This window comes from Rhizobium phaseoli (assembly GCF_001664385.1).
Taxonomy (GTDB): Bacteria; Pseudomonadota; Alphaproteobacteria; order Rhizobiales; family Rhizobiaceae; genus Rhizobium; species Rhizobium phaseoli.
Genome location: NZ_CP013532.1, coordinates 3,260,820 through 3,282,846, shown reverse-complemented (window position 1 = coordinate 3,282,846; position 22,027 = coordinate 3,260,820). Strand labels below are relative to the sequence as shown.

At 61.8% G+C, this 22,027-nt stretch carries 21 protein-coding genes; 12 read left to right on the top strand and 9 right to left on the bottom strand.

Features of this window, described 5'->3' with window-relative positions:
* Nucleotides 1-6 precede the first annotated feature (6 nt).
* Nucleotides 7-537 carry a TIGR00645 family protein gene (locus tag AMC88_RS15860; protein ID WP_004671586.1) on the bottom strand — a complete coding sequence of 177 codons (531 nt, stop codon included), beginning with the start codon at nt 535-537 and terminating at the stop codon, nt 7-9.
* Between the two features lie 155 nt (nt 538-692).
* Between AMC88_RS15860 and AMC88_RS15855 the strand changes: the two genes are divergently transcribed.
* Nucleotides 693-2,372 carry a formate--tetrahydrofolate ligase gene (locus tag AMC88_RS15855; RefSeq protein ID WP_012484697.1) on the top strand — a complete coding sequence of 560 codons (1,680 nt, stop codon included), beginning with the start codon at nt 693-695 and terminating at the stop codon, nt 2,370-2,372.
* Between the two features lie 132 nt (nt 2,373-2,504).
* On the opposite strand, the gene AMC88_RS15850 is transcribed toward AMC88_RS15855, so the two are convergent.
* Nucleotides 2,505-3,488, bottom strand: coding sequence for an extensin family protein (locus AMC88_RS15850; protein ID WP_012484696.1), 984 nt, complete (start codon nt 3,486-3,488; stop codon nt 2,505-2,507).
* Nucleotides 3,489-3,740: 252 nt separating this feature from the next.
* Between AMC88_RS15850 and AMC88_RS15845 the strand changes: the two genes are divergently transcribed.
* The 6 genes from AMC88_RS15845 to queF all read left to right on the top strand — a co-directional run bounded on the left by AMC88_RS15845 (nt 3,741) and on the right by queF (nt 11,075).
* Nucleotides 3,741-5,999, top strand: coding sequence for a TonB-dependent hemoglobin/transferrin/lactoferrin family receptor (locus AMC88_RS15845; RefSeq protein ID WP_016733739.1), 2,259 nt, complete (start codon nt 3,741-3,743; stop codon nt 5,997-5,999).
* A gap of 267 nt (nt 6,000-6,266) precedes the next feature.
* Nucleotides 6,267-8,456, top strand: a complete 2,190-nt coding sequence (locus AMC88_RS15840; protein ID WP_016733738.1) for an anthranilate synthase — start codon at nt 6,267-6,269, stop codon at nt 8,454-8,456.
* A 128-nt stretch (nt 8,457-8,584) separates the two neighbouring features.
* Complete coding sequence (locus tag AMC88_RS15835; protein ID WP_016733737.1) at nt 8,585-8,824, top strand: hypothetical protein; 240 nt, start codon at nt 8,585-8,587, stop codon at nt 8,822-8,824.
* A gap of 12 nt (nt 8,825-8,836) precedes the next feature.
* Entirely contained in the window at nt 8,837-9,514 is a 678-nt protein-coding gene (locus AMC88_RS15830) for a DUF2161 domain-containing phosphodiesterase (RefSeq protein ID WP_016733736.1), read from the top strand.
* A 182-nt stretch (nt 9,515-9,696) separates the two neighbouring features.
* A complete protein-coding gene (gene emfA, locus AMC88_RS15825) occupies nt 9,697-10,611 on the top strand; it encodes a CDF family cation efflux transporter EmfA (RefSeq protein ID WP_004671573.1) in 915 nt (304 codons plus the stop codon).
* Nucleotides 10,611-11,075: a preQ(1) synthase gene (queF, locus tag AMC88_RS15820; RefSeq protein WP_029531438.1), complete on the top strand. Its 465-nt coding sequence runs from the start codon at nt 10,611-10,613 to the stop codon at nt 11,073-11,075. Before emfA ends, queF begins: the two co-directional genes overlap by 1 nt.
* A 138-nt stretch (nt 11,076-11,213) precedes the next feature.
* Here queF and AMC88_RS15815 read toward each other — a convergent pair whose 3' ends face one another.
* Complete coding sequence (locus tag AMC88_RS15815) at nt 11,214-11,993, bottom strand: DUF2076 domain-containing protein (protein ID WP_064825497.1); 780 nt, start codon at nt 11,991-11,993, stop codon at nt 11,214-11,216.
* 228 nt (nt 11,994-12,221) lie between these two features.
* Between AMC88_RS15815 and AMC88_RS15810 the strand changes: the two genes are divergently transcribed.
* Entirely contained in the window at nt 12,222-12,806 is a 585-nt protein-coding gene (locus AMC88_RS15810) for an ATP-dependent Clp protease proteolytic subunit (RefSeq protein ID WP_004671567.1), read from the top strand.
* A gap of 109 nt (nt 12,807-12,915) precedes the next feature.
* Here AMC88_RS15810 and AMC88_RS15805 read toward each other — a convergent pair whose 3' ends face one another.
* Nucleotides 12,916-13,707, bottom strand: a complete 792-nt coding sequence (locus tag AMC88_RS15805; protein WP_016733733.1) for an SDR family oxidoreductase — start codon at nt 13,705-13,707, stop codon at nt 12,916-12,918.
* Nucleotides 13,708-13,862: 155 nt separating this feature from the next.
* Here AMC88_RS15805 and AMC88_RS15800 point away from each other — a divergent pair, with 155 nt between their 5' ends.
* The 3 genes from AMC88_RS15800 to leuA all read left to right on the top strand — a co-directional run bounded on the left by AMC88_RS15800 (nt 13,863) and on the right by leuA (nt 17,131).
* Complete coding sequence (locus AMC88_RS15800) at nt 13,863-15,062, top strand: benzoate/H(+) symporter BenE family transporter (RefSeq protein ID WP_016733732.1); 1,200 nt, start codon at nt 13,863-13,865, stop codon at nt 15,060-15,062.
* Nucleotides 15,063-15,123: 61 nt separating this feature from the next.
* The gene (locus tag AMC88_RS34515; RefSeq protein WP_010020128.1) at nt 15,124-15,249 is read left to right on the top strand and encodes a hypothetical protein; all 126 of its coding nucleotides are present in this window, start codon (nt 15,124-15,126) and stop codon (nt 15,247-15,249) included.
* A gap of 157 nt (nt 15,250-15,406) precedes the next feature.
* Nucleotides 15,407-17,131 carry a 2-isopropylmalate synthase gene (gene leuA / locus AMC88_RS15795; protein WP_046977121.1) on the top strand — a complete coding sequence of 575 codons (1,725 nt, stop codon included), beginning with the start codon at nt 15,407-15,409 and terminating at the stop codon, nt 17,129-17,131.
* Nucleotides 17,132-17,315: 184 nt separating this feature from the next.
* Here leuA and AMC88_RS15790 read toward each other — a convergent pair whose 3' ends face one another.
* The 4 genes from AMC88_RS15790 to AMC88_RS15775 all read right to left on the bottom strand — a co-directional run bounded on the left by AMC88_RS15790 (nt 17,316) and on the right by AMC88_RS15775 (nt 20,483).
* Nucleotides 17,316-18,158, bottom strand: coding sequence for an anti-sigma factor family protein (locus tag AMC88_RS15790; RefSeq protein ID WP_012484686.1), 843 nt, complete (start codon nt 18,156-18,158; stop codon nt 17,316-17,318).
* A gap of 1 nt (nt 18,159) precedes the next feature.
* Entirely contained in the window at nt 18,160-18,669 is a 510-nt protein-coding gene (locus AMC88_RS15785) for an RNA polymerase sigma factor (protein ID WP_012484685.1), read from the bottom strand.
* Nucleotides 18,670-18,855: 186 nt separating this feature from the next.
* Nucleotides 18,856-19,416 (bottom strand): tetratricopeptide repeat protein, encoded by a 561-nt coding sequence (locus tag AMC88_RS15780; protein WP_012484684.1) that lies wholly within the window; start codon nt 19,414-19,416, stop codon nt 18,856-18,858.
* A 158-nt stretch (nt 19,417-19,574) separates the two neighbouring features.
* A complete protein-coding gene (locus AMC88_RS15775; RefSeq protein ID WP_041683719.1) occupies nt 19,575-20,483 on the bottom strand; it encodes a metallophosphoesterase family protein in 909 nt (302 codons plus the stop codon).
* A gap of 71 nt (nt 20,484-20,554) precedes the next feature.
* Between AMC88_RS15775 and AMC88_RS15770 the strand changes: the two genes are divergently transcribed.
* Nucleotides 20,555-21,034 carry an NUDIX domain-containing protein gene (locus AMC88_RS15770; protein ID WP_010005628.1) on the top strand — a complete coding sequence of 160 codons (480 nt, stop codon included), beginning with the start codon at nt 20,555-20,557 and terminating at the stop codon, nt 21,032-21,034.
* A 6-nt stretch (nt 21,035-21,040) separates the two neighbouring features.
* Here the strand turns inward: AMC88_RS15770 and AMC88_RS15765 are convergent, their stop codons facing one another.
* A complete protein-coding gene (locus AMC88_RS15765; protein ID WP_010022821.1) occupies nt 21,041-22,027 on the bottom strand; it encodes a glutathione S-transferase family protein in 987 nt (328 codons plus the stop codon).

Here is a 22,027-nt window from a genome sequence, read left to right as displayed (position 1 = left end):
GGGCGGCTAAGCCTTGTCCTTCAGGTCATTCTTCGACGTTACGCTCATCAGCTTCTCCAGGAAACCGAGCATGACGGCGGAGGCGACGAAGGCGAGATGCATGAGCGTCAGCCACATGATCTTGCCATCGGCATATTTGTCGGCGTTGAGGAAGACCTGCAGCAGGTGGATCGAGGAGATGGCGACGATCGAGGAGGCGACCTTGATCTTCAGGCTGCCGGAATCGAGCTTGCCGAGAAAGGAGACCTCGTTGTCGGCCTCGCCTGCTTCATCGAAGCGGCTGACGAAATTCTCGTAGCCGGAGATCATCACCATGACGATCAGGCTGGCGACGAGGGCTGCGTCGATCAGTCCGAGCATGGCAAGAATCATTTCGGCCTCGTCGAGGTCGAAGACGCCGGAGGCGATCTTCAGGAATTTGTAGCCGAAGGAAACCGCATAAACGGCAAGCGCCAGCACCAAACCGATATAGAAGACGACGAGTAGCCAACGGCTCGACAGGATGACGCGCTCGATGATGAGTTCCAGTGACTTCATATTTTCACCCTGTGGACGGCAACGTTGATCGCCACATAAACGGCCAGCGTGGCAGCCGCAAGGCGCGGCGCTATTCACACCCTGCCGATATTTCGTTATCCCGATGAAGAGGAAATGTCGGCTCCGTCGCCGCGGAGCTCGGGAGGGGAGCATCCATGCCGTCGATCAAATCCGATATCGAAATCGCGCGCGCGGCGGCCAAGAAGCCGATCTTCGAGATCGGGGCGCAACTCGGCATACCGGTCGAGCAACTCGCGCCTTACGGTCACGACAAGGCCAAGGTCAGCGCCGAGTTCATCGCGGCACAAGCGGGCAGGAAAGATGGTAAGCTGATCCTCGTCACGGCGATCAACCCGACGCCGGCGGGCGAGGGCAAGACGACCACGACGGTTGGGCTCGGCGACGGTCTGAACCGGATCGGCAAGAAGGCCATCATCTGCATACGTGAGGCTTCTCTCGGTCCCTGCTTCGGCGTCAAGGGGGGAGCAGCCGGCGGCGGTTATGCGCAGGTCGTGCCGATGGAAGACATCAACCTGCATTTCACCGGCGATTTCCATGCCATCACCTCGGCGCACAATCTCTTGGCGGCGATGATCGACAACCACATATATTGGGGCAACGAAGAGAATATCGACATTCGCCGCATCGCCTGGCGGCGGGTCATGGACATGAACGACCGGGCGCTGAGGAGCATGGTCTCCTCGCTCGGCGGCGTCGCCAACGGCTTCCCACGCCAAGGCGGGTTCGACATCACCGTCGCCTCCGAGGTGATGGCGATCCTCTGCCTCGCCACCGATCTCAAGGATCTCGAGCGGCGGCTCGGCGATATCATCATCGGCTATCGCTTCGACAAGACGCCGGTGCATGCGCGCGATCTGAAGGCCGATGGCGCCATGGCGGTGCTGCTCAAGGATGCGATGCAGCCGAACCTGGTGCAGACGCTGGAGAACAATCCCGCCTTCGTGCATGGCGGTCCCTTCGCCAACATTGCCCATGGCTGCAATTCGGTGACGGCGACGAAGACGGCGCTGAAGCTCGGTGATTATGTCGTGACGGAAGCAGGTTTCGGGGCGGATCTCGGCGCCGAGAAATTTTTCGACATCAAATGCCGCAAAGCCGGGCTGAGACCGGATGCGGCGGTCATCGTCGCGACCGTCAGGGCGCTGAAGATGAATGGCGGGGTGAAGAAAGAGGATCTCGGCACGGAGGATGTCGCGGCGCTGAAGAAGGGCTGCGCCAATCTTGGCCGGCATGTCGCCAATGTGCGCCGTTTCGGCGTTCCCGTGGTCGTTGCGATCAACCATTTCGTTTCCGATACCGACGCCGAGATCGCGGCGGTGAAGGAATTTGTTTCCAGGCTGGGCGCCGAAGCGATCCTCTGCCAGCACTGGGCGAAAGGTTCGGCCGGCATCGAGGAATTGGCGCACAAGGTGGTGGAACTGGCCGAATCCGGCCAGGCGAAATTCCACCCGCTCTATGGCGACGATCTTTCGCTGTTCGAGAAGATCGAAATCATTGCCTCGAAGATCTACCATGCCGGCGAGGTGACGGCCGACAAGGCGGTGCGCGACCAGTTGCAGAGCTGGGAGGAGCAGGGCTACGGCAAGCTGCCGGTCTGCATGGCGAAGACGCAATATTCCTTCTCCACCGATCCGAATCTGCGCGGTGCGCCCGAAGGCCATATCGTCTCGGTGCGGGAGGTGCGGCTTTCGGCCGGCGCCGGCTTCGTCGTCGCCATTACCGGCGAGATCATGACGATGCCAGGCCTGCCGAAATCACCGTCGGCGGAGCGGATTTTTCTGAACGACCAGGGCTATATCGAGGGGCTGTTCTGAGCAGGCGTGTCACGGGACGGGAGAGGCGGCATCTCGTTCCCACCTTCTCCGCGCCGGGGAGAAGAGGATATGCCGCACCGTCTCGGTTCCCCGCCAACCGGCTTGATGACATGTTGCACGCGCTGGAGAGGCTCAATGGCAGTAGCGATAGCCACCCTTCCTATCGATCACGTCGAGATGGAAATGAGTTTCATGGGCAGCGTCGCTTTCGGGGTCGAGGACGGTGGTGAAATAGAGGCAGCCGGCGGCGCTGACGGTGCGTTGGAAGGCGCCGGTCAGCGTCGAGTCCCCGCGGCGGGAGCGGACGGCGACGTCGTCGCCTTTCTCGAAATGGAAGCTTGCAATGTCGATGGCATTGCCGCGCGCATGCTCGGAAATTCTGCCGGTTTCGGCGCCGTTGCGCAGGCGGCACATATAGGACGTTGCCTGGTTGACGGTGGTGATGCGGCCCTGTTCCGGCAGGGCGGCGGAGGCGGCCGGGACGACGCTTTCCTTGATCCAGCGGGCCAAGGCGAGTGCGGTCGGGCAGCGGATCGTCGCTTCCGGCTTCAGCTTGATTCCGGGCAGCGCTTCGGAAACGATGATCGGCTTGTCGATGCCGCAGCCGTTGCCGTCGTCGATGCGTGGCGTTTCCTTGAAGACGACGCCGAGCGCCTGGAGTGCGGCGGCGCATTCGGCGTGTTCGGCATCGCTTTCTGGTTCGATCGTCAGATGCTGCTCTTCAAGCGTCTGCTCGGCGGGCGGCTTTTCTTCTTCTTCAGGTGTCTGCGGGCTTTTTAACCTGCCCGGCGGCAGTGGCGGGCCTTGCATCGGCTCAGCCGGCGCGGGGGTTGAAGCTTCGGACTTTCCTGGTTCGCTTTGGGGCGCCGGCGGCCGGTCCTGTGCCGGTGCTTCCGGCTCCTTCGCATCGGGCTTCGGTTGGGGCGCGGGTACATCTTCCGGTGCAGGCGGTTCGGCCTTGTCAGGCAGCGGTGCAGGGCTGGTTGTCTCTGCGGGCTCCGGCTTAGCCTGAGGCAATGGGCCGTGCAGCGGCAGGCGAGCGCCGGCAAGAATGGCGGTTGCGGCGAGAAGGATCGCCAGTATCGAAAGTTTTCTCAACGCATCCGGTTCCGTCATGTCGATAGCGGAGGGAATAACGCATCATGGCGGGTTTCGTTGCATTTTCGCAACGCCCCGAAAGATCGCTAAAACTTGATTAATTCTTTCAAGATAAATCCTCCCTTTATGTTGACAATGATGGTCATGTTTTTTATGCGGCGAAAAGGAGGCGGAATTCTGCTTCGCCTTCATCCGCAAAAGCCCAGCCAGCCCCTCGAGCGTTCGACGCCACGACCAGCCAGCCCGGTAATCATCATGAGAGGGTAGGTTATGATCGTCCGGCATTGGCGCTCGGTTCTATTGGTCTGCACGGCAGTTGCAGCTGCTTTTCCTGTTTCGCAGTCTTTGGCGCAAAGCGCTCCGGCCACCACGCCGCAGGCGACCGCCGACGACAGCACCGTCCTGCAGAAGATCGTCGTCAAGGGCAAACGCGCGGCGCCGGGCAGCGTCGCCGACACGCCGCTGGCGAGCGAGGTCACCGCCAAGCAGCTGCAAGAGAAGCAGGTGACCAACTATAGCGACATCGGCCGCAGGGTCGATGCAGGCGTGAACTACTCGCGCGCGGATGCGGGCTTCAACCTGCGCGGCCTTTCCGGCGCACGCATCCTGACCACGATCGACGGCATTCCGATTCCTTATATTTCCAACAGTTCGCGTCAGGGCGCTTTTGCGCCGGCCAACGCCAATGGCGGCGGTGATACCTTCGATTTCGACTCACTCTCCTCGCTCGACATCGTGCGCGGCGCGGATTCGAGCAAGGGCGGCTCGGGCATGCTCGGCGGCGCAGTCGTTCTCAATACGCTGGAGCCGGAGGATGTCATTCCTGAAAGCCGTGACTGGGGTGCGATCGTCAAGTCGACCTATAACAGCGAAGACAGGAGCCTTTCCGGTTCGGCTGCCGCTGCCAAGCAGATCGGCGGCACCTCGATCCTATTCCAGGGCGGCTACCGCAAGGGTCATGAACGCGACAATATGGGCGATAACGACAGCTACGGTGCTCTTCGCACCGAGGCGAATCCGGCTGACTTCGATCAGAACAACCTGCTCTTCAAACTGCGCCAGGAGCTGGAAGGCGGTCATCGCATCGGCTTGACAGCGGAACGCTTCCGCTGGGATCTGAAAACCGATCTGCGCCATCTTCAGGGCGGCACCAGCCCTCGCAACTTCATGTCCGATAATTACGACGGTCGCGAACTGCGTGACCGCGATCGCGTATCGCTCGATTATGATTATGAAGCGCAGTCCTCCGACGCGTTCTTCAGCAGCGCGCGGGCCACGCTATATTGGTTGGATTTGAAGAAGGAAGCCGGCAGCAGGGGCCGTACGACCGCCAATGTTGCCTATGGCCGCAACAACCAGATCGAAAACGAAACCTGGGGCTTCAGCGGCACCGCGACGAAGGATTTCGAATATTCCGGTCTCGATCACTCCGTTCGCATAGGCCTCGATGTCGGCGTCTCCAGCTGGAGCCAATATAGCTGGGCTCTGTGCCCCACGTCGACGACTTGCCCGTCGCTGAACAACCAGGCGGAAGTGCCCAATGTCGACAGCCAGACCCTTGGGCTTATCGTCGAAGACAAGATCGAGATCGGCAATACCGGCTTCGCGCTGACACCCGGCTTCCGCTTCGACTGGTTCAACTACGATCCCTCGACCGGCGGCGGTTTTGCCAACAATACTGGCCTTACCCGTTTCGGCGATCTTCGCGACCGGACGGAAGCCGCCATGTCGCCGAAGATCCTTGCGACATACGACCTGACGCCTGATGTAGAGCTCTATATGCAGCTGGCGGTCGGCTTCCGTGCGCCCACCGTCGACGAGCTTTACAGCCGTTTCTATAACCCCACTGGCCGCTACGCCCAGCTCGGCAATCCCGATCTGGAACCGGAAATCGGCCGCGGCATCGAAGTCGGCGCCAATTTTGACACGGGCGATGTCACCGGAAGGATCGCGCTTTTCCACACCCGCTACCAGAACTTCATCGAAACGGTGACGAGCGTCGACGCGACCGGATTTACTGAATTCAATTACACGAACGTGGCTGCAGCCACGATCTCCGGCATTGAAGCCAGTGCAGCAAAGACGTTCAACAACGGCATCAATCTGCATGCTTCGCTTGCCTATGCCTATGGCAGGAATGAAGAGACCACGCAGCGGCTGCGCTCGGTGGCGCCGTTCAAGGCGATCATCGGTGGTGGCTGGAGCAACGAGACCTTCGGCTTCGACCTTTCCTCGACGCTTTCGGCCGGCATGCTGACCGACCACCTCAATACACCGGTCACCAATACCGCCGACACGACCTTCGATGCGCCCGGTTATGCGATCGTCGACCTGACCGGCTGGTGGACGCCGGAACAGCTGCCAGGCCTGCGCGTTCAAGCAGGCCTCTACAACATCTTCGACCAGGAATATTTCAACGCGCTCGCGGTGCGCGACGTCAATCTCAGCTCGGCGACGGCGTCGCAGCCGCGCGACTGGTATTCAGAGCCTGGCCGCACCTTCAAGGTCTCGCTCACCAAGACCTTCTGATTGTCGGCACACCGTCAAGGCTGGGGGAGGGCGGCGTTCGAGCCGCCCTTTTCATTCGTGCGATCGCCTCTTGCGCGGCGGCTGATCTCAGGCTAACAATTTTTCCATGATCAAGTCCTTGAACATTGCTGTTTGGTGGTGGGCTCGCTGAGGCGGCCTCGACCAATCGTGTCCAAAGACGACGACGAGTGAGCCGCCCGAAACTTCGAGGCGGCTTTTTTGTTTTATCGCCGCCTGTCGTCCGGGCCCCGATAACGGAGTGGAACTATGGTAACGATCCTGCGGGATGATGGTGCGGAAATCTACGAGACCAAGGGCGGGATATCAGTCACGCGGCAGCGGCGGGCGATCCCCTACAGCGACGCGGTCTCTTCCTATGTCGACAAGCTCGACGAGCGCCGCGGCGCGGTGTTCTCGTCCAACTACGAATATCCGGGCCGCTACACGCGCTGGGATACCGCCGTCGTCGATCCGCCGCTCGGCATCTCTTCCTTCGGGCGCGACGTCTGGATCGAAGCCTACAATGAACGCGGCGAGGTGCTTCTCAGCTTCGTCACCGAGCGGCTGCAGACAGTGCCCGAGCTTGTGCTCGGCGCTTCCTCCGCCCGCCGGCTCGACCTTTCCGTCAAGGCGCCGGACCGGGTGTTCACCGAAGAAGAGCGCTCGAAGATGCCGACGGTCTTCACCGTGCTGCGCGCCGTCACCGACCTCTTCTATTCGCAGGCGGATGCAAGCCTCGGGCTCTACGGCGCCTTCGGCTACGATATCGCCTTCCAGTTCGACGCGATCGATCTGAAGCTGAAGCGGCCCTCCGACCAGCGCGACATGGTGCTCTACCTGCCGGACGAGATCCTGGTCGTCGACAATTACGCCGCCAAAGCCTGGATCGACCGCTACGATTTCGAGAAAGGCGGCGTGACGACCGAGGGCAAGGCCGAGCAGATCGCCCCGGAGCCTTTCCAGCACACGGATGCCATTCCGCCGAAGAGCGACCATCGACCGGGCGAATATGCTGAGCTTGTCGTCAAGGCCAAGGAAAGCTTCCGCAAGGGTGATCTCTTTGAGGTCGTGCCCGGGCAGAAATTCATGGAGCGCTGCGAAAGCAAGCCTTCCGATATCTCGAAGCGGCTGAAGGCGATCAATCCATCGCCCTATTCCTTCTTCATCAATCTCGGCAATCAGGAATATCTGGTCGGCGCCTCGCCGGAGATGTTCGTGCGTGTCTCCGGACGGCGCATCGAGACCTGCCCGATCTCGGGCACGATCAAACGCGGCGACGACCCCATCGCCGACAGCGAGCAGATTCTGAAGCTTTTGAATTCCAAGAAGGACGAGTCCGAGCTGACCATGTGCTCGGACGTCGACCGCAACGACAAGAGCCGTGTGTGCGAGCCCGGTTCCGTCAAGGTGATCGGCCGCCGGCAGATCGAGATGTATTCGCGTCTCATTCATACCGTCGATCATATCGAAGGCCGGCTGCGCGACGACATGGATGCCTTCGACGGTTTCCTCAGTCACGCCTGGGCCGTCACCGTCACCGGCGCGCCGAAGCTCTGGGCGATGCGCTTCATCGAGAGCCATGAAAAGAGCCCGCGCGCATGGTATGGTGGGGCAATCGGCATGGTCGGCTTCAATGGCGACATGAATACCGGCCTGACGCTGCGCACCGTGCGCATCAAGGACGGCATCGCCGAGGTGCGCGCCGGAGCAACGCTGCTCAACGACTCCATTCCGGAGGAAGAAGAAGCCGAAACCGAATTGAAGGCCTCTGCCATGCTTTCCGCCATCCGAGACGCCAAGACCGGCAATTCCGGCAAGATCCAGCGCGACGTCGCAAGCGTCGGCAAGGGCGTGAGCATCCTGCTCATCGACCATGAGGACAGCTTCGTCCATACGCTCGCCAATTACTTCCGCCAGACGGGCGCAACGGTTTCGACCGTGCGCACGCCGGTGCCGGAGGAGATTTTCGATCGGTTGAATCCGGATCTGGTCGTACTGTCGCCGGGACCGGGAACGCCGAAGGATTTCGACTGCAAGGCGACGATCAAGAAGGCGCGGGCCCGCAACCTGCCGATCTTCGGCGTCTGCCTCGGCCTGCAGGCGCTCGCCGAAGCCTATGGCGGAGAACTGCGCCATCTGGCGCTGCCGATGCACGGCAAACCCTCGCGCATCCGTGTGCTGGAGCCGGGAATCGTCTTTTCCGGCCTCGCCAGGGAGGTGACGGTCGGCCGCTACCACTCGATCTTTGCCGATCCTTCGACGCTGCCGGCTGAGTTCATCATCACGGCGGAAAGCGAGGACGGCACGATCATGGGCATCGAGCATGCCAAGGAGCCGATCGCCGCGGTGCAGTTCCATCCGGAATCGATCATGACGCTTGGTGGCGATGCCGGCATGCGGATGATCGAGAATGTCGTGGCGCATCTGGCGCGCAAGGTGAAGACCAAGGCTGCCTGACACCCGCAATGCCATCTCGCCCTTCCTGCTTGCGGGAGGGGCGGGGCGGGCATTCCAACGGCAGCGCCCGGTTGACTTTATCGGACAAATCAGAACATTTCCGGAACGATCAACCGGGAATTATCGCCGTGGCCAATGCTGAGAAGTTCATCGTCCTTCCTTACCGCAAGAACCGCGGCAATCTCGTTCCCGGCGAAATGCGGCAGGCATCGAATGCCGTCAGCGCCGAAAAGATCGCTTTGGCGATGGCCCGGCGTTTCGTCGGCGTTGCGGCCTATGCCGTGATCGTCGACGAGGAAACCGGCGACATGACCTCGCCGCGATTGCTCGCACGCCATGGCGAAATTGCCGATCTCAACGCCGCCTGAGGCGCAATTTTGATGGAGACCTCGCTCTACCTGCCGGTCAAAGCCTTCCTGGAGGCGGCCGGCTATGTCGTCAAGGGTGAGGTCGGCGGCTGCGATCTCGTCGGGTTGAACGATGGTGAGGCGCCGGTCGTGGTCGTCTGCGAGCTTAAGCTTTCCTTCAATCTCGAGCTGCTGCTCCAAGCGGTCGACCGGGCGGCGATGAGCGACGAAGTCTGGATCGCGGCGCGCGTTTCGGCCAAGGGGCGCGGGCGGGAAGCCGACAGACGCTACCGCGACCTCTGCCGGCGGCTCGGCATCGGCATGCTCGGTGTCTCCGATGGCGGCGAGGTCAGCGTCATCGTCAGTTCCGTCTCGCCGATGCCGCGCACCAATCCGAAGCGGCGCACGCGCCTCGTCAGCGAGCACCAGCGGCGCCGCGGCGATCCTGCCGTCGGCGGCGGCTCACGTGCGCCGATCATGACCGCCTATCGACAACAGGCGCTGCTCTGCGCGGCGGCGCTCGACCAGGGCGTAGCGCGGCCGCGGGATATGAAGGCGCTTACGCCCAACGCAGGCAGGATCCTGCTCGACAATGTCTATGGATGGTTCGAGCGCAAGGAGAAGGGCGTCTACGCGCTGACGCCGGCCGGGCAGGCCGCACTCCTGCGCTGGCCGCAGCCTGTCGCCGATCCCGCTCCGGATTCCCTATAGTTTGCCGCCACTGCTTTTCCGTGGTGGGCGGCAGCTGTGAACGACGCGTCATTCTCTTTGACAAATCCGGCATCATCGCCCATATCACCCTCAACTGCACCGCCTGCGCGATATTCGCGCGGGCGGTTTTGCATTTCAATGGCTTGGATCCTGCAATTCATTCGCAACCGCAGGAGGACGATATGAGCGACCACGGCGATCTTACGGTTCGGAATCTGGCGATGTGGGGGATCCCGCTGTCGCTCGGCGTCATGGGCTTGAAGATGGTGGCCTGGTGGGTCACCGGATCGGTGGCGCTGCTGTCGGACGGGCTTGAATCGACGGTGAATGTCGTTGCCGCCTTCATTGCCTTCTTCGTTATCCGCTATGCGCAGAAGCCCGCCGATCACGACCATCCCTTCGGCCATCACAAGGCGGAATATCTATCCGCCGTCACCGAGGGCGCGTTGATCGTGGTCGCGGCGCTGTTGATCGTCAACGAGGCGATCGGTTACCTCGCCGAACCGCGCATGCTCGATGCGCCCGTACTTGGCCTGGCGATCAATTTCGCGGCCGGCGTCATCAATGCGGTCTGGGCACGGCTGTTGATCCGGACAGGGCGCAAATATCGCTCGGCAGCACTGGCTGCGGACGGGCAGCATATCATGTCCGACGTGGTGACCTCGGTCGGCGTGCTCATCGGCTTGCTGCTGGCGCTCGCCACCGGTTATGCGATCTTCGACCCGGTGCTAGCCATCCTCGTTGCCGTCAACATCCTTTATCAGGGCTGGAAGGTGATCTCGCAATCGATCGGCGGGCTGATGGACCAGGCCGTCACCCCGCAGGAAGAAGAAGCGATCAAGCAGGCGATCGCCACCCATGCGGCAGGCTCGATCGGCGTGCATGATCTGAAGACCAGGCGGGCGGGCACCGTCACTTTCATCGATTTTCACATGGTGGTGCCGGGGACTATGTCCGTGCGGCAGGCGCATGATATATGCGACCGCCTTGAGGATGCCATCAGGACCGTGCATGAGGGCGCCAAAATAGCCATTCATGTGGAGCCGGAGGGCGAAAAGGCCCATGGCATCCGCGTCAAAGTCGTCAAGGAGGCATGATGCCGAATACAGATGTTTCCAGCCTGTCGATGCTGGGCCAGCAAACCGAAACCGCAAAATCACCGGAGGAGGCGGTGCTTGAAAAAGTGCCGTCCAACCATGCCGGCACCGATTATGTCGTGCGTTTCACCGCGCCGGAATTCACCTCGCTCTGCCCGATGACCGGACAGCCCGATTTCGCCCATATCGTCATCGATTACATTCCGAGCGAATGGCTGGTGGAATCAAAGTCGCTGAAGCTCTTCCTGCATTCCTTCCGCAATCACGGCGCCTTTCACGAAGACTGCTCGATCTACATCGCCAAGCGGATTGTCGAGTTGCTCGATCCCAAGTGGCTCCGGATCGGCGCCTACTGGTATCCGCGCGGCGGCATTCCGATCGACGTCTTCTGGCAGACCGGCAAGCCGCCGGAAGGCGTGTGGCTGCCGGAGCAGGGCGTCGCCACCTATCGCGGACGTGGGTGAGCCACGGTGCCGCCAAAGGCAGCAGCAATCAACCCAGTGGATCGATTGCAGTGGCGAACGCCCGGAGCTTAAGCGAAGGGCCGGGATACGGTGCGGCAATTCAATACCAATTGCCGCACATTCCTTACCCGTTGAAGCTCACACATCCGTAACGTCGCCGGACGCGTCATCGCTGTAATCGTCGCCATCGCCATAATCGGCCTGCTGCAGATTGTCATCGTTGCTATCGTGGGCGGCATTGTCGGACGCCTGGCGGGTGTCGTCGTTGCCGAAATAATTGTTGATGACCGTTTCCTCGGTGGGTGCGCTGGCGTTGCCGAAGGGATTGGCACCGAAGGGCGAGCCCCAGCCGAGCGAGGACATGTGGTTGCCGAAGATGCCGCTCAACGAATTGGCGAGCAGCATGCCGCCGGCAACGCCCGCTGCCGTGCCGAGCGCGCCGCGCAGGAAGCTGCCGCCTGCCGATGGTGCATAGGCCTGCTGGCTCCAGGGGCCGGTCGGCTGCTGCGGCATCTGGCGAGCGCTGCTGTCGTAGCCGCGGGGTTCGTCATAGGTGCGGGAGGGCTGGCCCCAGGGACCGGGATTGGCAGGGCTGGAGGGAACCGGAGCGGGCTGCTGCGTCTGGGTGTTGCCGAAGATCGAGCTGAGGAAGCCGCCACCCTGTTCGGCCTGACGGTGTTCACTGCTGCCGGCTTCCAGCTGGCGGACGTGTTCCTCGAGTTCCTTGATATGATTGGCGGCCGCCTCCAGCCCTTTTTCCTGCACGATCACGGCTTGAGCCAGATAATAGGTAGCGGAGGGCTGTTGCCGCGTTGCCTGGTCGATCAGGGCCTCGGCCTCGCTGTCGCGCGGCGTGGCCGCGGCAGTGCGTACGCGGTCGAACAGGGCGGTCAGCAGTTGGCGTTCTTCGGGTGACATGTCTTGTCTCCTGTTATTTCGGACGGCATTGCCGCGTGAGGGTGAGGTAGGAAGCGATTCAGGCTTTTCAAAGCCTTTCACCGTTACATTTCAGTAAGGCTTGCGGAACGGCGCGTGGCTTCTTAAGGATATCTCCACCGCTTCGGTGCCTTGTGTTTTTCCCGCATTGTTTTAGGCATTGAGTCGCACTATGTGCGAGGAACCCGAATTCATCTCCGAGAGGTTCGCATGAACGACGAAGAACAGGACGACAAGACGAAGGAACTGCCGCTCGGCAAGGAAACGGAGGCGAATCTTTTCAAGTCGCGTTCGATCTTCATCTATGGACCGATCAACCAGGAACTGGCGCAGAAGGTCTGCTCGCAGCTTGTCGCACTTGCGGCGGCCAGCGACGACGACATTCGCATCTATGTCAATTCGCCCGGCGGCCACGTCGAATCCGGCGACTCCATCCATGACATGGTCAAGTTCATCAAGCCGAAGGTGTGGATGATCGGTACCGGCTGGGTCGCTTCGGCCGGCGCGCTGATCTATGTCGCGGCTCCGAAAGAGCAGCGCCTCTGCCTGCCGAACACGCGCTTCCTGCTGCACCAACCGTCAGGCGGCACGCGTGGCATGGCATCCGACATCGAGATCCAGGCACGCGAGATCATCAAGATGAACGAGCGCCTGAACAAGATCATGGCGGCGGCCACCGGCCAGCCGCTCGACAAGATCGCCAAGGATACCGATCGCGACTACTGGCTCTCTGCCGAAGAGGCGAAGGACTATGGCCTCGTTTCGCGGATCGTGACGTCGCAGGCCGACATCTAAGTTTTCGCGGCCAAAACGATCAGGAGATGCCCTTGCCTGCAGACAGCAGGCGAGGGCATTTCATTTTCACGGGCGGATTCGGGCGGGGAGAATATCCCTGCTGCGGCCCTCAATACGAGCGTGTGAAACCGCCGTCGTGCATGATGTTGAGCCCGCTCATATGGTCGGAGAAGCGCGACAAGAGGCCTTCGACGGCGATGGCGACCTCTTCCGGTTCTCCATATTTTCCCAAGGGTACGTTTGCTGTTTCCTCGGCAAGACGCTGTTCGAACGTCACGCCGGCGGCAGCGGCCCGTGTTTCGATGGCTTCGCGATACCAGGGCGAGAGCGTGCCCCCGAGGGATAGCGTGTTGACATGAATACCGCGGGCGCCGAGCGCAAAAGCCAATGTCTTCGCCTCGCCGATCCACGCGCAGCGCAGAACGTTTGAAGTGGCGTAGTGTCCAAGCACCTGCGCAGACGATATGCCCGAGATGATGACGATCTTTGCCCGACGTCCGTTGACGGGATCGGGGTTCATCCGGCCAATCGCCGTTTTCAGGACTTCCAGCGGCCCGATGAAGCAATTCTGGAACAGCGCGCGCCATGCCTCGCCGGTCGGCATCGGATCATTCGTGCTGTGGGCCTGCGGCGGCATCAGAACGACCCCGTCGAGAACGATATCTCTCGAGGTCAGCTGCTCGCCGAACTGACGGATCGACTGGTCGCTCGTCATGTCCAAGGGCAGCCAGACAGGACGATCGCCGGTCCCGGCCAATTCATGTGAAAGTGACTCGAGCTTGGCTTCATTGCGCGCGGCCAGAACGAGCGAATGACCGCTGTGGGCGAGTTGACGGCAGACTGCCGTACCAATGCCTCCGGTTGCCCCTGTGACCAGGATCGTCCGCGTTTCGTTGGCCATTCGCCTATCCCCCAAAGGTTGCAGATCACTTTAAGCGTGCGCTGCCGGCAGGGAAAGGCGTTGTTTGTCGAGTGCTGAACGGAAAGGGCTGAATCTGGACTTGCACGCGCGCCAACCGTCGTGCTCCATGCCATTCCCGCTGTCCGAGTCCTGATATGCTCAAAGATTTCTCCGTCCAGGCCCTGTTCATGGGGCTGCTGACCGCCTTTGTCGGTTCCGCCAGCTCCTTCGCCGTCGTGCTGCATGGATTGCAGGCCGTTGGCGCCACAGAGGTTCAGGCGGCCTCGGGGCTGATGGCACTGTCGATCTCCATGGGTGTCTGCGCGATCGTGCTCAGCGCCGCGACGCGGTTGCCGATCAGCATTGCCTGGTCGACGCCGGGTGCGGCCTTGCTGGCAAGTACCGGGCCAGTCGAGGGCGGCTTCAATGCCGCGGTCGGGGCATTCCTGGTCTGCGCCGTGCTGATCGTCATCGCCGGCCTGTTCAAGCCGCTTGGCCGCGCCGTCGCCGCCATTCCTGCGCCGCTTGCCAATGCGATGCTGTCCGGCGTGCTGATCGGCCTCTGCTTTGCACCGGTGAAGGCAATCGGCTTCAATCCGCTGTTCGGCCTGCCGATCGTTCTCGCCTGGATCGTCGTCGGCGCCTTCAAGCGGCTCTGGGCGGTGCCGGCGGCACTCGCAGCCTTCGTGTTGGTGCTGGCGTTCGGTGTCGATATTCCCGACGGTGCACTCGGTTCGCTGCAGCAGTCATTGGTGCCGACGGCGGAATTCGTCCGGCCGGTGTTCAGCCTCGCCGCTTTCATCTCGATCGCGCTGCCGCTCTTCATCGTTACGATGGCCTCGCAGAATATTCCCGGCATCGCGGTGCTGAAGGTTAATCATTACGATCCGACGCCCGGTCCGCTCTTTGCCGTCACCGGCTTCTTCTCGCTGCTGTCGGCGCCGTTCGGCGGTCATGCCGTCAATCTGGCGGCGATCACCGCGGCCATGTGCGCCGGGCAGGATGCGCATGCCGATCCGAAGCGGCGCTATTGGGCGTCGCTGATCGCCGGCGTTGGTTATATCATCCTCGGGTTGCTCGCCGGTGCGGTGACGGCCTTCGTCGCCTTGGCGCCTCCCGTTCTGATCGAGGCGGTGGCGGGGCTGGCGCTGGTCGGCGCCTTCTCGTCTTCGGCAATGTCGGCCTTTCAGGCGCCCGAATCGCGCGAGGCGGCGGCGATCACCTTTCTCGTCACGGCATCCGGCGTCTCCTTCGGCGGCATCTCAGGCGCCTTCTGGGGATTGATCGCGGGCGGGCTGATGCTCGCCCTGTCGCGACTGGTGAAGATGTCAAAAGATCGAGCTCAGCAGAGGTAGAGGAAACCTGGCGCGCCGCGAGGGCTTGCCAGTTTCGCTGGCCAAGGTTATAAGCGCGGCCATGAAGACCTCTGGCGCCAAGATTTCCGACACGATTGCACGCGGCCGCATCGCCCTGCGTGACGTCTCGCGCGCCCTGACCTCGCTTCTTCTCCTCGGCCTTACGCGCGGTTGCCGGGTCCTTTGAGGAGCGCCCGGCGGCCGAAAGCCCGCCTGGCAATCGCTCCTCGCGACTCACTTTCAAAATTGACCTAATGACCGATGAAGGTCCGCATTTGTTTATCGCCAAGCCCGACGTGATCGGCTAAGAGGCGGAACAAATGCCGGGACGAGGAGACAAGACAATGGACAACACCACCAACCGATCCTCCGCAGGTGCCAAGGGCATGCCCGATGCCGCGGCGAAGTACCGGCCCTATCCGCAAGTAAGCATTCCCGACCGCACCTGGCCGACCAAGACAATCACCAAGGCGCCTGTCTGGTGCTCGGTGGACCTGCGCGACGGCAACCAGGCGCTCGTCGATCCGATGGGCCATGACCGCAAGGCGCGCATGTTCCATCTGCTGCTGGAGATGGGTTTCAAGGAAATCGAGATCGGTTTCCCCTCGGCCTCGCAGACCGATTTCGATTTCGCTCGCTGGTGCGTCGAGGAGGGCAATGTTCCGGCAGACGTCTCGCTGCAGGTACTGGTGCAGTGCCGGCCTGAACTCATCACCCGCACCTTCGAAGCGCTGGAAGGGGCAAACCGGCCGATCGTTCATTTCTATAACTCGACCAGCGAGTTGCAGCGTCGCGTCGTCTTCGCCAAGGATGTCCAGGGCATCAAGCAGATCGCCGTCGATGCGGCCAAGATGATTACCGACATGGCCGCCAAGGCCGGCGGCGGCTACCGGTTCGAATATTCTCCAGAAAGCTTCACCGGCACTGAGCTCGAGGTGGCACTGGAGATCTGCAATGCGGTCATCGCGGTCGTGAAGCCGACGCCCGACAACAAGCTGATCATCAACCTGCCGTCGACCGTCGAGATGGCGACGCCGAACGTCTATGCCGACCAGATCGAATGGATGTGCCGCAATCTCGACAACCGCGAGAATCTGATCGTTTCGCTGCATCCGCACAACGACCGCGGCACCGGCATCGCCGCCGCCGAGCTGGCCTTGCTGGCGGGCGCCGACCGCGTCGAAGGTACGCTATTCGGCAATGGCGAGCGCACCGGTAATGTCGATGTGGTGACGATGGCGCTGAACATGTTCACGCAGGGCGTCGATCCCGGCATCGACTGCTCGAACATCGAGCGCATTAAGGAGGTTTTCGAATATTCGAACCAAATGGCGATCAGCGAGCGTCACCCTTACGTCGGTGAGCTGGTCTATACGGCCTTCTCCGGTTCGCACCAGGATGCGATCAACAAGGGCATGAAGGCAGCGCAGGTGGCCAACCATCCCGTCTGGGAAGTGCCTTATCTGCCGATCGATCCGCGCGATGTCGGCCGCTCCTACGAGGCGATCATCCGCATCAATTCGCAGTCCGGCAAGGGCGGCATCGCCTATATCCTGCAGCAGGATTACGGGCTCAACCTGCCGCGCAACCTACAGGTCGAATTCCGCGAAGACATCCAGCGCATCACCGACGTCGAGGGCAAGGAGCTTCCCTCGAAGCGCATCTATGATCGCTTCATCGAGCGATACGTGACCCAGCCCGAAGCGCGCCTCAAATTCGTCGATCACCACACCTATCCCGATACGGAGCGTAAGGGCCAGCGGATCGTCGCGGCTGAGATATCGGACAATGGCGAGATCAAGCGGATCGAAGGGCGCGGCAACGGCCCGATCGACGGTTTCATCAACGCACTGTCGCATTATCTCGGCATCGAGATGTCGGTCGAGGACTATTCCGAGCACTCGCTGCAGCACGGCTCGAACGCGGCGGCGATCTCTTACGTCGAGACGTCCTATCCCGGCGGCAAGCTCTTCGGCGCCGGTATCAATACCAATATCGTCGCGGCCTCGCTGGAAGCGATCGTCTCGGCGGCCAACCGGGTGCTCGACGTGAAGGCCGGCAAGGTCTGATCCGATAGGCTTCAGGCCGCGATCGCTTCGGTGCGGCGCGGCCTGATGAGGAGATTGGCTTCCTTGAGTCTTCGCTGAGCGCTACCGAACGCAATGAAAGGCGCGCTCTGATGCTAATGGTCGATTTCGCCATAGGTTCGCAGCTCCGCTGGCGGTAATCATTCGACACATGCGACAGCCGCCGTCAGATCGCCGTGGCGATCTCCATGGCCAGCTGGCCGAGGGCTGCCTCGGAGGAGGGGCCGGCGAGCACGTAGGAAGTGCCGGCATTGTGCCAGGTCACCAGGCCGATCTCATCTTTGATCGTTTCCTTGAAGTCGTCGGTTTCCGGTGGCTGCGCATCCTTGCGGAAGCAGATGGAGATAATGTCGCCGTCGGAGTTGGAATAGACGAGCTGACCGACGGGACGGCTGTCGCCGAGGATGACGCGGGCGCCCTGGAAGGTCCAGGCCTTGGCGCTGAGATCCGGCACGCGGAAGGGCACACCGATGGCCGTCGTCAGCCAGCTGGAGATCTCCTCGGCCTGCGAGGCGGGCACTTCGACGAGATGACGGGGCTGGCGGATCAGCAGGCGCTGATAGGCGGTGACGTCGCCCAGCCAGTCGCTGGTATTGGCCGGCGCTGAGGCTGAGGTCGTGGTTGCGATTTCGTCTGCGTCCGGGGCGGTACCAACAAAGTAGCCGATGCCGCAACCTAGGACGAAGAGGATGAGAGCGGCCGCGAGTGCCTGCGGGCCGCTCGGCGCCAGCTTCACCTGCGGGCGCGTGGCGCGCTGTGCGACCGGCGTCTTCGGCGGCTGCGTGCTCTTGATCGAGCGGACGAGGGCGAGCGGCACCGGCTCCTTCAGCACGTCGTCGAGGCGGCGGCGTCCGAAATCGGCGCCGTGGCGCAGTTTTTCATGCAGCCGGCGCGCATTCTCGTCATTTGCCAGGCGCTGCTCCAGTTCGTGGCGCTGTTCGGGCGAGACTTCGCCATCGAGGAGGGCGGTGAGCTGGGCTTCGAGCGACAATTTCCTGAGATCGAGCAATTCAGTACCTGTGGATCGGGTGGGTGCCGGCAAGGGCTGCGAAATGCAGCCTTGCAGTGGCGAGCTGCGAGGCGACGGTCGCCGCCGGAATGCCCATGATGTCGGCCGCCTGCTGGTAGCTGTGGCCTTCGACGTCGACGAGCAGGAAGATCGAAGAGACGCCGTCCGGCATATCGGCGATCATGCGATGGATGGCGTCGGGATCGACTACGGCCGAGCGCTCGCGCGCGGCCTCGCGAATATCGGTGACATTGCCGCGGGCCGACGCCCTCGGCTTGCGCTTGCGGCTGTCGTCAGCCCATTGCTGGCGGGCTAGCGTATACATCCAGCTTTCCAGCCGGCCTTCGCCGCTCCACTGATGCCCCTTGGAGATCGCCCGCTGACAAACGGCCTGGATCAGTTCGTCGGCCGCAGTCGCCTCGCCCGCGAGCGTGATCGCGAAGCGGCGAAGACGCGGCAGAAGGCCGACGAGATCACGGCGGAGGTCGATGGTCGTTGCGGGCTGACGCATTGTCTATCCAGGAGCACTCACAGTAGTTTCGCGGACGACGCTTAAGCGATCGGACGCGAATCCGGCCTTCTTGTCGCCGGTCATGCATGCGCTTTATGGAACAACTCTCCTCCACTTCGCAAGCATCCGGTCGTTTCCAGTCCCCTTTCCCAGGGAATTTTCGTAATCTAGCCTGCAAAGCTTGCGTCAATATGTCCTGTAGCCGTTCAAGCTTTGCAGCAGAGCGCGATAGGCCCAGGTGCCTTCGCCGCCGCGATCGCGGATTTCGACGAGCTGGACGCGGGCGCCCTGGATGTCTCCCTGTTCCACCAGCGCCATGCCCATGTAAGAGCGGGCGAGGATGTAGTTCTCATCGGCCTGCAGCGCCTTGCGGTAATAGGACATGCCGAGTTCCATGCGGCCGGCTTTGCGGTTGGAGTAGCCGAGATAGTTCAGGATGCGCGGGTCGTTTTGATTGCGGGCGAGATTGAGCACGGTGATGGCGTTCTCATACTGGCCGGCATAGGCAAATTCGCGGGCGAAATTGTAGAGGTCGTCGTCGTTGAAGCTGCTCTTCTTCGGGGTGACGCATTCCTTCTTGGCCTTGTCCCAGACCTTGCCGCCGGTGCAGGTCTTGGTCGTCTCGGTCTTCGGCGGCGGGTTGGTGTCGTCGTTGCCGCCGCCGACCGCGAAAGCGGCCGTGGCGATGCCGAAGGCAAGGCCTGTAGCAAGCGAAATTCTGCCAAGACGATGGAAGGAGAAGGTCATGGGCGGGCTCCATTCTGAGGCGATGCGTTGCGCGGATTGTACGCTTACCGCCGAAAATACCAAGAGGATAAGAAACCTCTATGGCAAATGTTGCGACGATGATCGGACGTGTTCGCAGATCGATCCAAGTGCGGAGTGAACGGAGTCCGGATCCGTCGCTAAGCCGCGAAAATATCAACGCTTTCCGGAATCACCGCGTCGCCGGCCCGGTTCAGGCTGAAGCGCTCGCCGCTCAGCTCCCAGGCACCGGGAGAGCCATCGATGGAGAACAGATTGTAGGCTGCGGCCGGCTTGATGCTGCCCGGTCCCTGCGAGGCCGATGCGATGCCGACGACGGGTACTGGCTGCACCTGGCCGCGCAGCCAGTGCAGCGTGTTCAGGTGTGTGTGGCCATGCAATACGAGTTCGGCGCCGCCCGTCGAAATCACGGCGGCGAAGCGGCGGATGCCGATCATCCGCTTGTAGAAGGTCGTGGCCCCGCGGATCGGCGGATGATGGATCATGACGACACGGAAGAGGCCGGCTTCGCCGGCCGCGCGCAACATGTTGACGGTATCGCGCGCCTGGCGCGCGCCGAAGAAGCCGGAGGCGGCGAAGGGAGGGGTGGCGACCGCCGTCGAGCAGCCGACGATCGCGACTTTGCCGCGGACGCGCAGATAGGGGAAGATGTGCCGGTCCTCCTGCCATTGCGGCGGGGCGAGATCGCCACGGACATACTCGTACCAGGCTCGCATCGATTTCTCATAGGCGCCCGGCACATAGGCGTCGTGATTGCCGGGAACGACCGAGGTATGGGCGGGATCGCCGAGCTCGCGCAGCCAGGCGGCGGCGGCGCGGATTTCGATGCCGCTCGCCAGATTGACAAGGTCGCCGGTGACGGCCAGATGATCGGCCTGATGGGCGCGGATGTCATCCAGCAGCAGATCGAGCGTGCTGCCGAAAAGGTGCTTGCGCCGATTTCGATGCCAGTTCACAAAGCCCGTTATGCGTTTGGAAAACAGCTCCTGGATGGAAAGACGGGGCAACGGCCCAAGATGGACGTCGGAAATATGCGCGAGCTTGAACATGCTACGAGACATAGACCAGCTTATTGACAAATCAAACACATCCGGGCGCGATGAAGAGCTGAAACGGAGCGATGGTGGATAAAGAAAAGCGGCCCCTTCATATCAGGACGGCCCTGCGCCTTCTGCATGTCTATTTCTCTTTCGCCCGGGGCATGACAATGGGTGTCAGAGCCGCCTGCTTCGATGCGCAGGGGCGGATTTTTCTAGTCCGCCACAGCTATGTCGGCGGCTGGCATATGCCGGGCGGCGGGCTGGAACGCAACGAGACTGTCGAGGAAGCGCTAGCCAAGGAGTTGCGCGAGGAGGGCAACCTCAGGATCATCGGCAAGCCGCAGCTGATCCAGGTCTATTTCAACACGACAACCACGCGGCGCGACCATGTCGTGTTCTACCGGGTCACCGTCGAGCAGACGGCACCGCGGCCGCCGGATTGGGAGATTTCCGACAGCGGCTTCTTTTCCCTCGACAGCCTGCCCGAGGGTACGACCGAGGCGACATATCGCCGCCTTGCCGAACTTCGCGGCGAGCAGCAGCCCGACCATCGTTGGTGACAGGGCTCAGGCCGCGTAAGGCTTTGCACGACCATGCGGGCTGTCGAGATCGAGCGTCGGGCCGACGGGAACGATGCCGGTCGGGTTGATCGTCTTGTGGCTGCGGTAATAGTGCTGCTTGATGTGATCGAGGTTTACCGTCTCGGCGACGTCTGCCGTCTGGTAGAGATCTCTGAGGTAGCCAGGCAGGTTCCGGTAGTCGGCGATCCGGCGAATGTTGCACTTGAAATGGCCGACATAGACGGGGTCGAAACGCACCAGCGTCGTGAACAGGCGCCAGTCGACCTCGGTCTGCCTGTCGTCGAAGAGGTAGCGGCTCTTGCCGAGACGCTCGTCGAGCCTGTCGAGTGTTTCGAACAGCTTGGTGACATTCTCCGCGTAGGCTTCCTGGGCGGTGGCAAAGCCCGCTTTGTAGACGCCATTGTTGACGGTGTCGTAGACGATAGCGTTCAGCGCATCGATGTCGGCGCGCAGATCTTCGGGATAGAAATCGGCCTTTGACCCGGTCAACCCGTCGAAGGCGCTGTTGAACATGCGGATGATCTCGGCGGATTCGTTATTGACGATTGTGCCTGACTTCTTGTCCCAGAGGACGGGCACCGTCACGCGGCCGGAATAGTGTGGATTCGCCTTGACGTAGATCTGCCAGAGTGTCGCCGCGCCGAATAGATGATCGCCGGTCGCGCCGTCGCCGATCTTGAACTCCCAGCCGTTCTCGACCATCAGCGGATCGACAACGGAAACCGAAATCAGCTCCTCCAGCTTCTTCAGCTTGCGGAAGATCAGCGTGCGGTGCGCCCAGGGACAGGCAAGCGAGACGTAGAGATGGTAACGGCCGGGCTCGGCCTTGAAGCCGCCGCTGCCGGTGGGACCGGCCGTGCCGTCTGCCGTCACCCAATTGCGGAACTGCGAGGGCTGCCGTTTGAATTGGCCATTGCTCTCCTTCGTGTCGTACCAGGCATCATGCCAGACGCCGTCCACCAGCATTCCCAT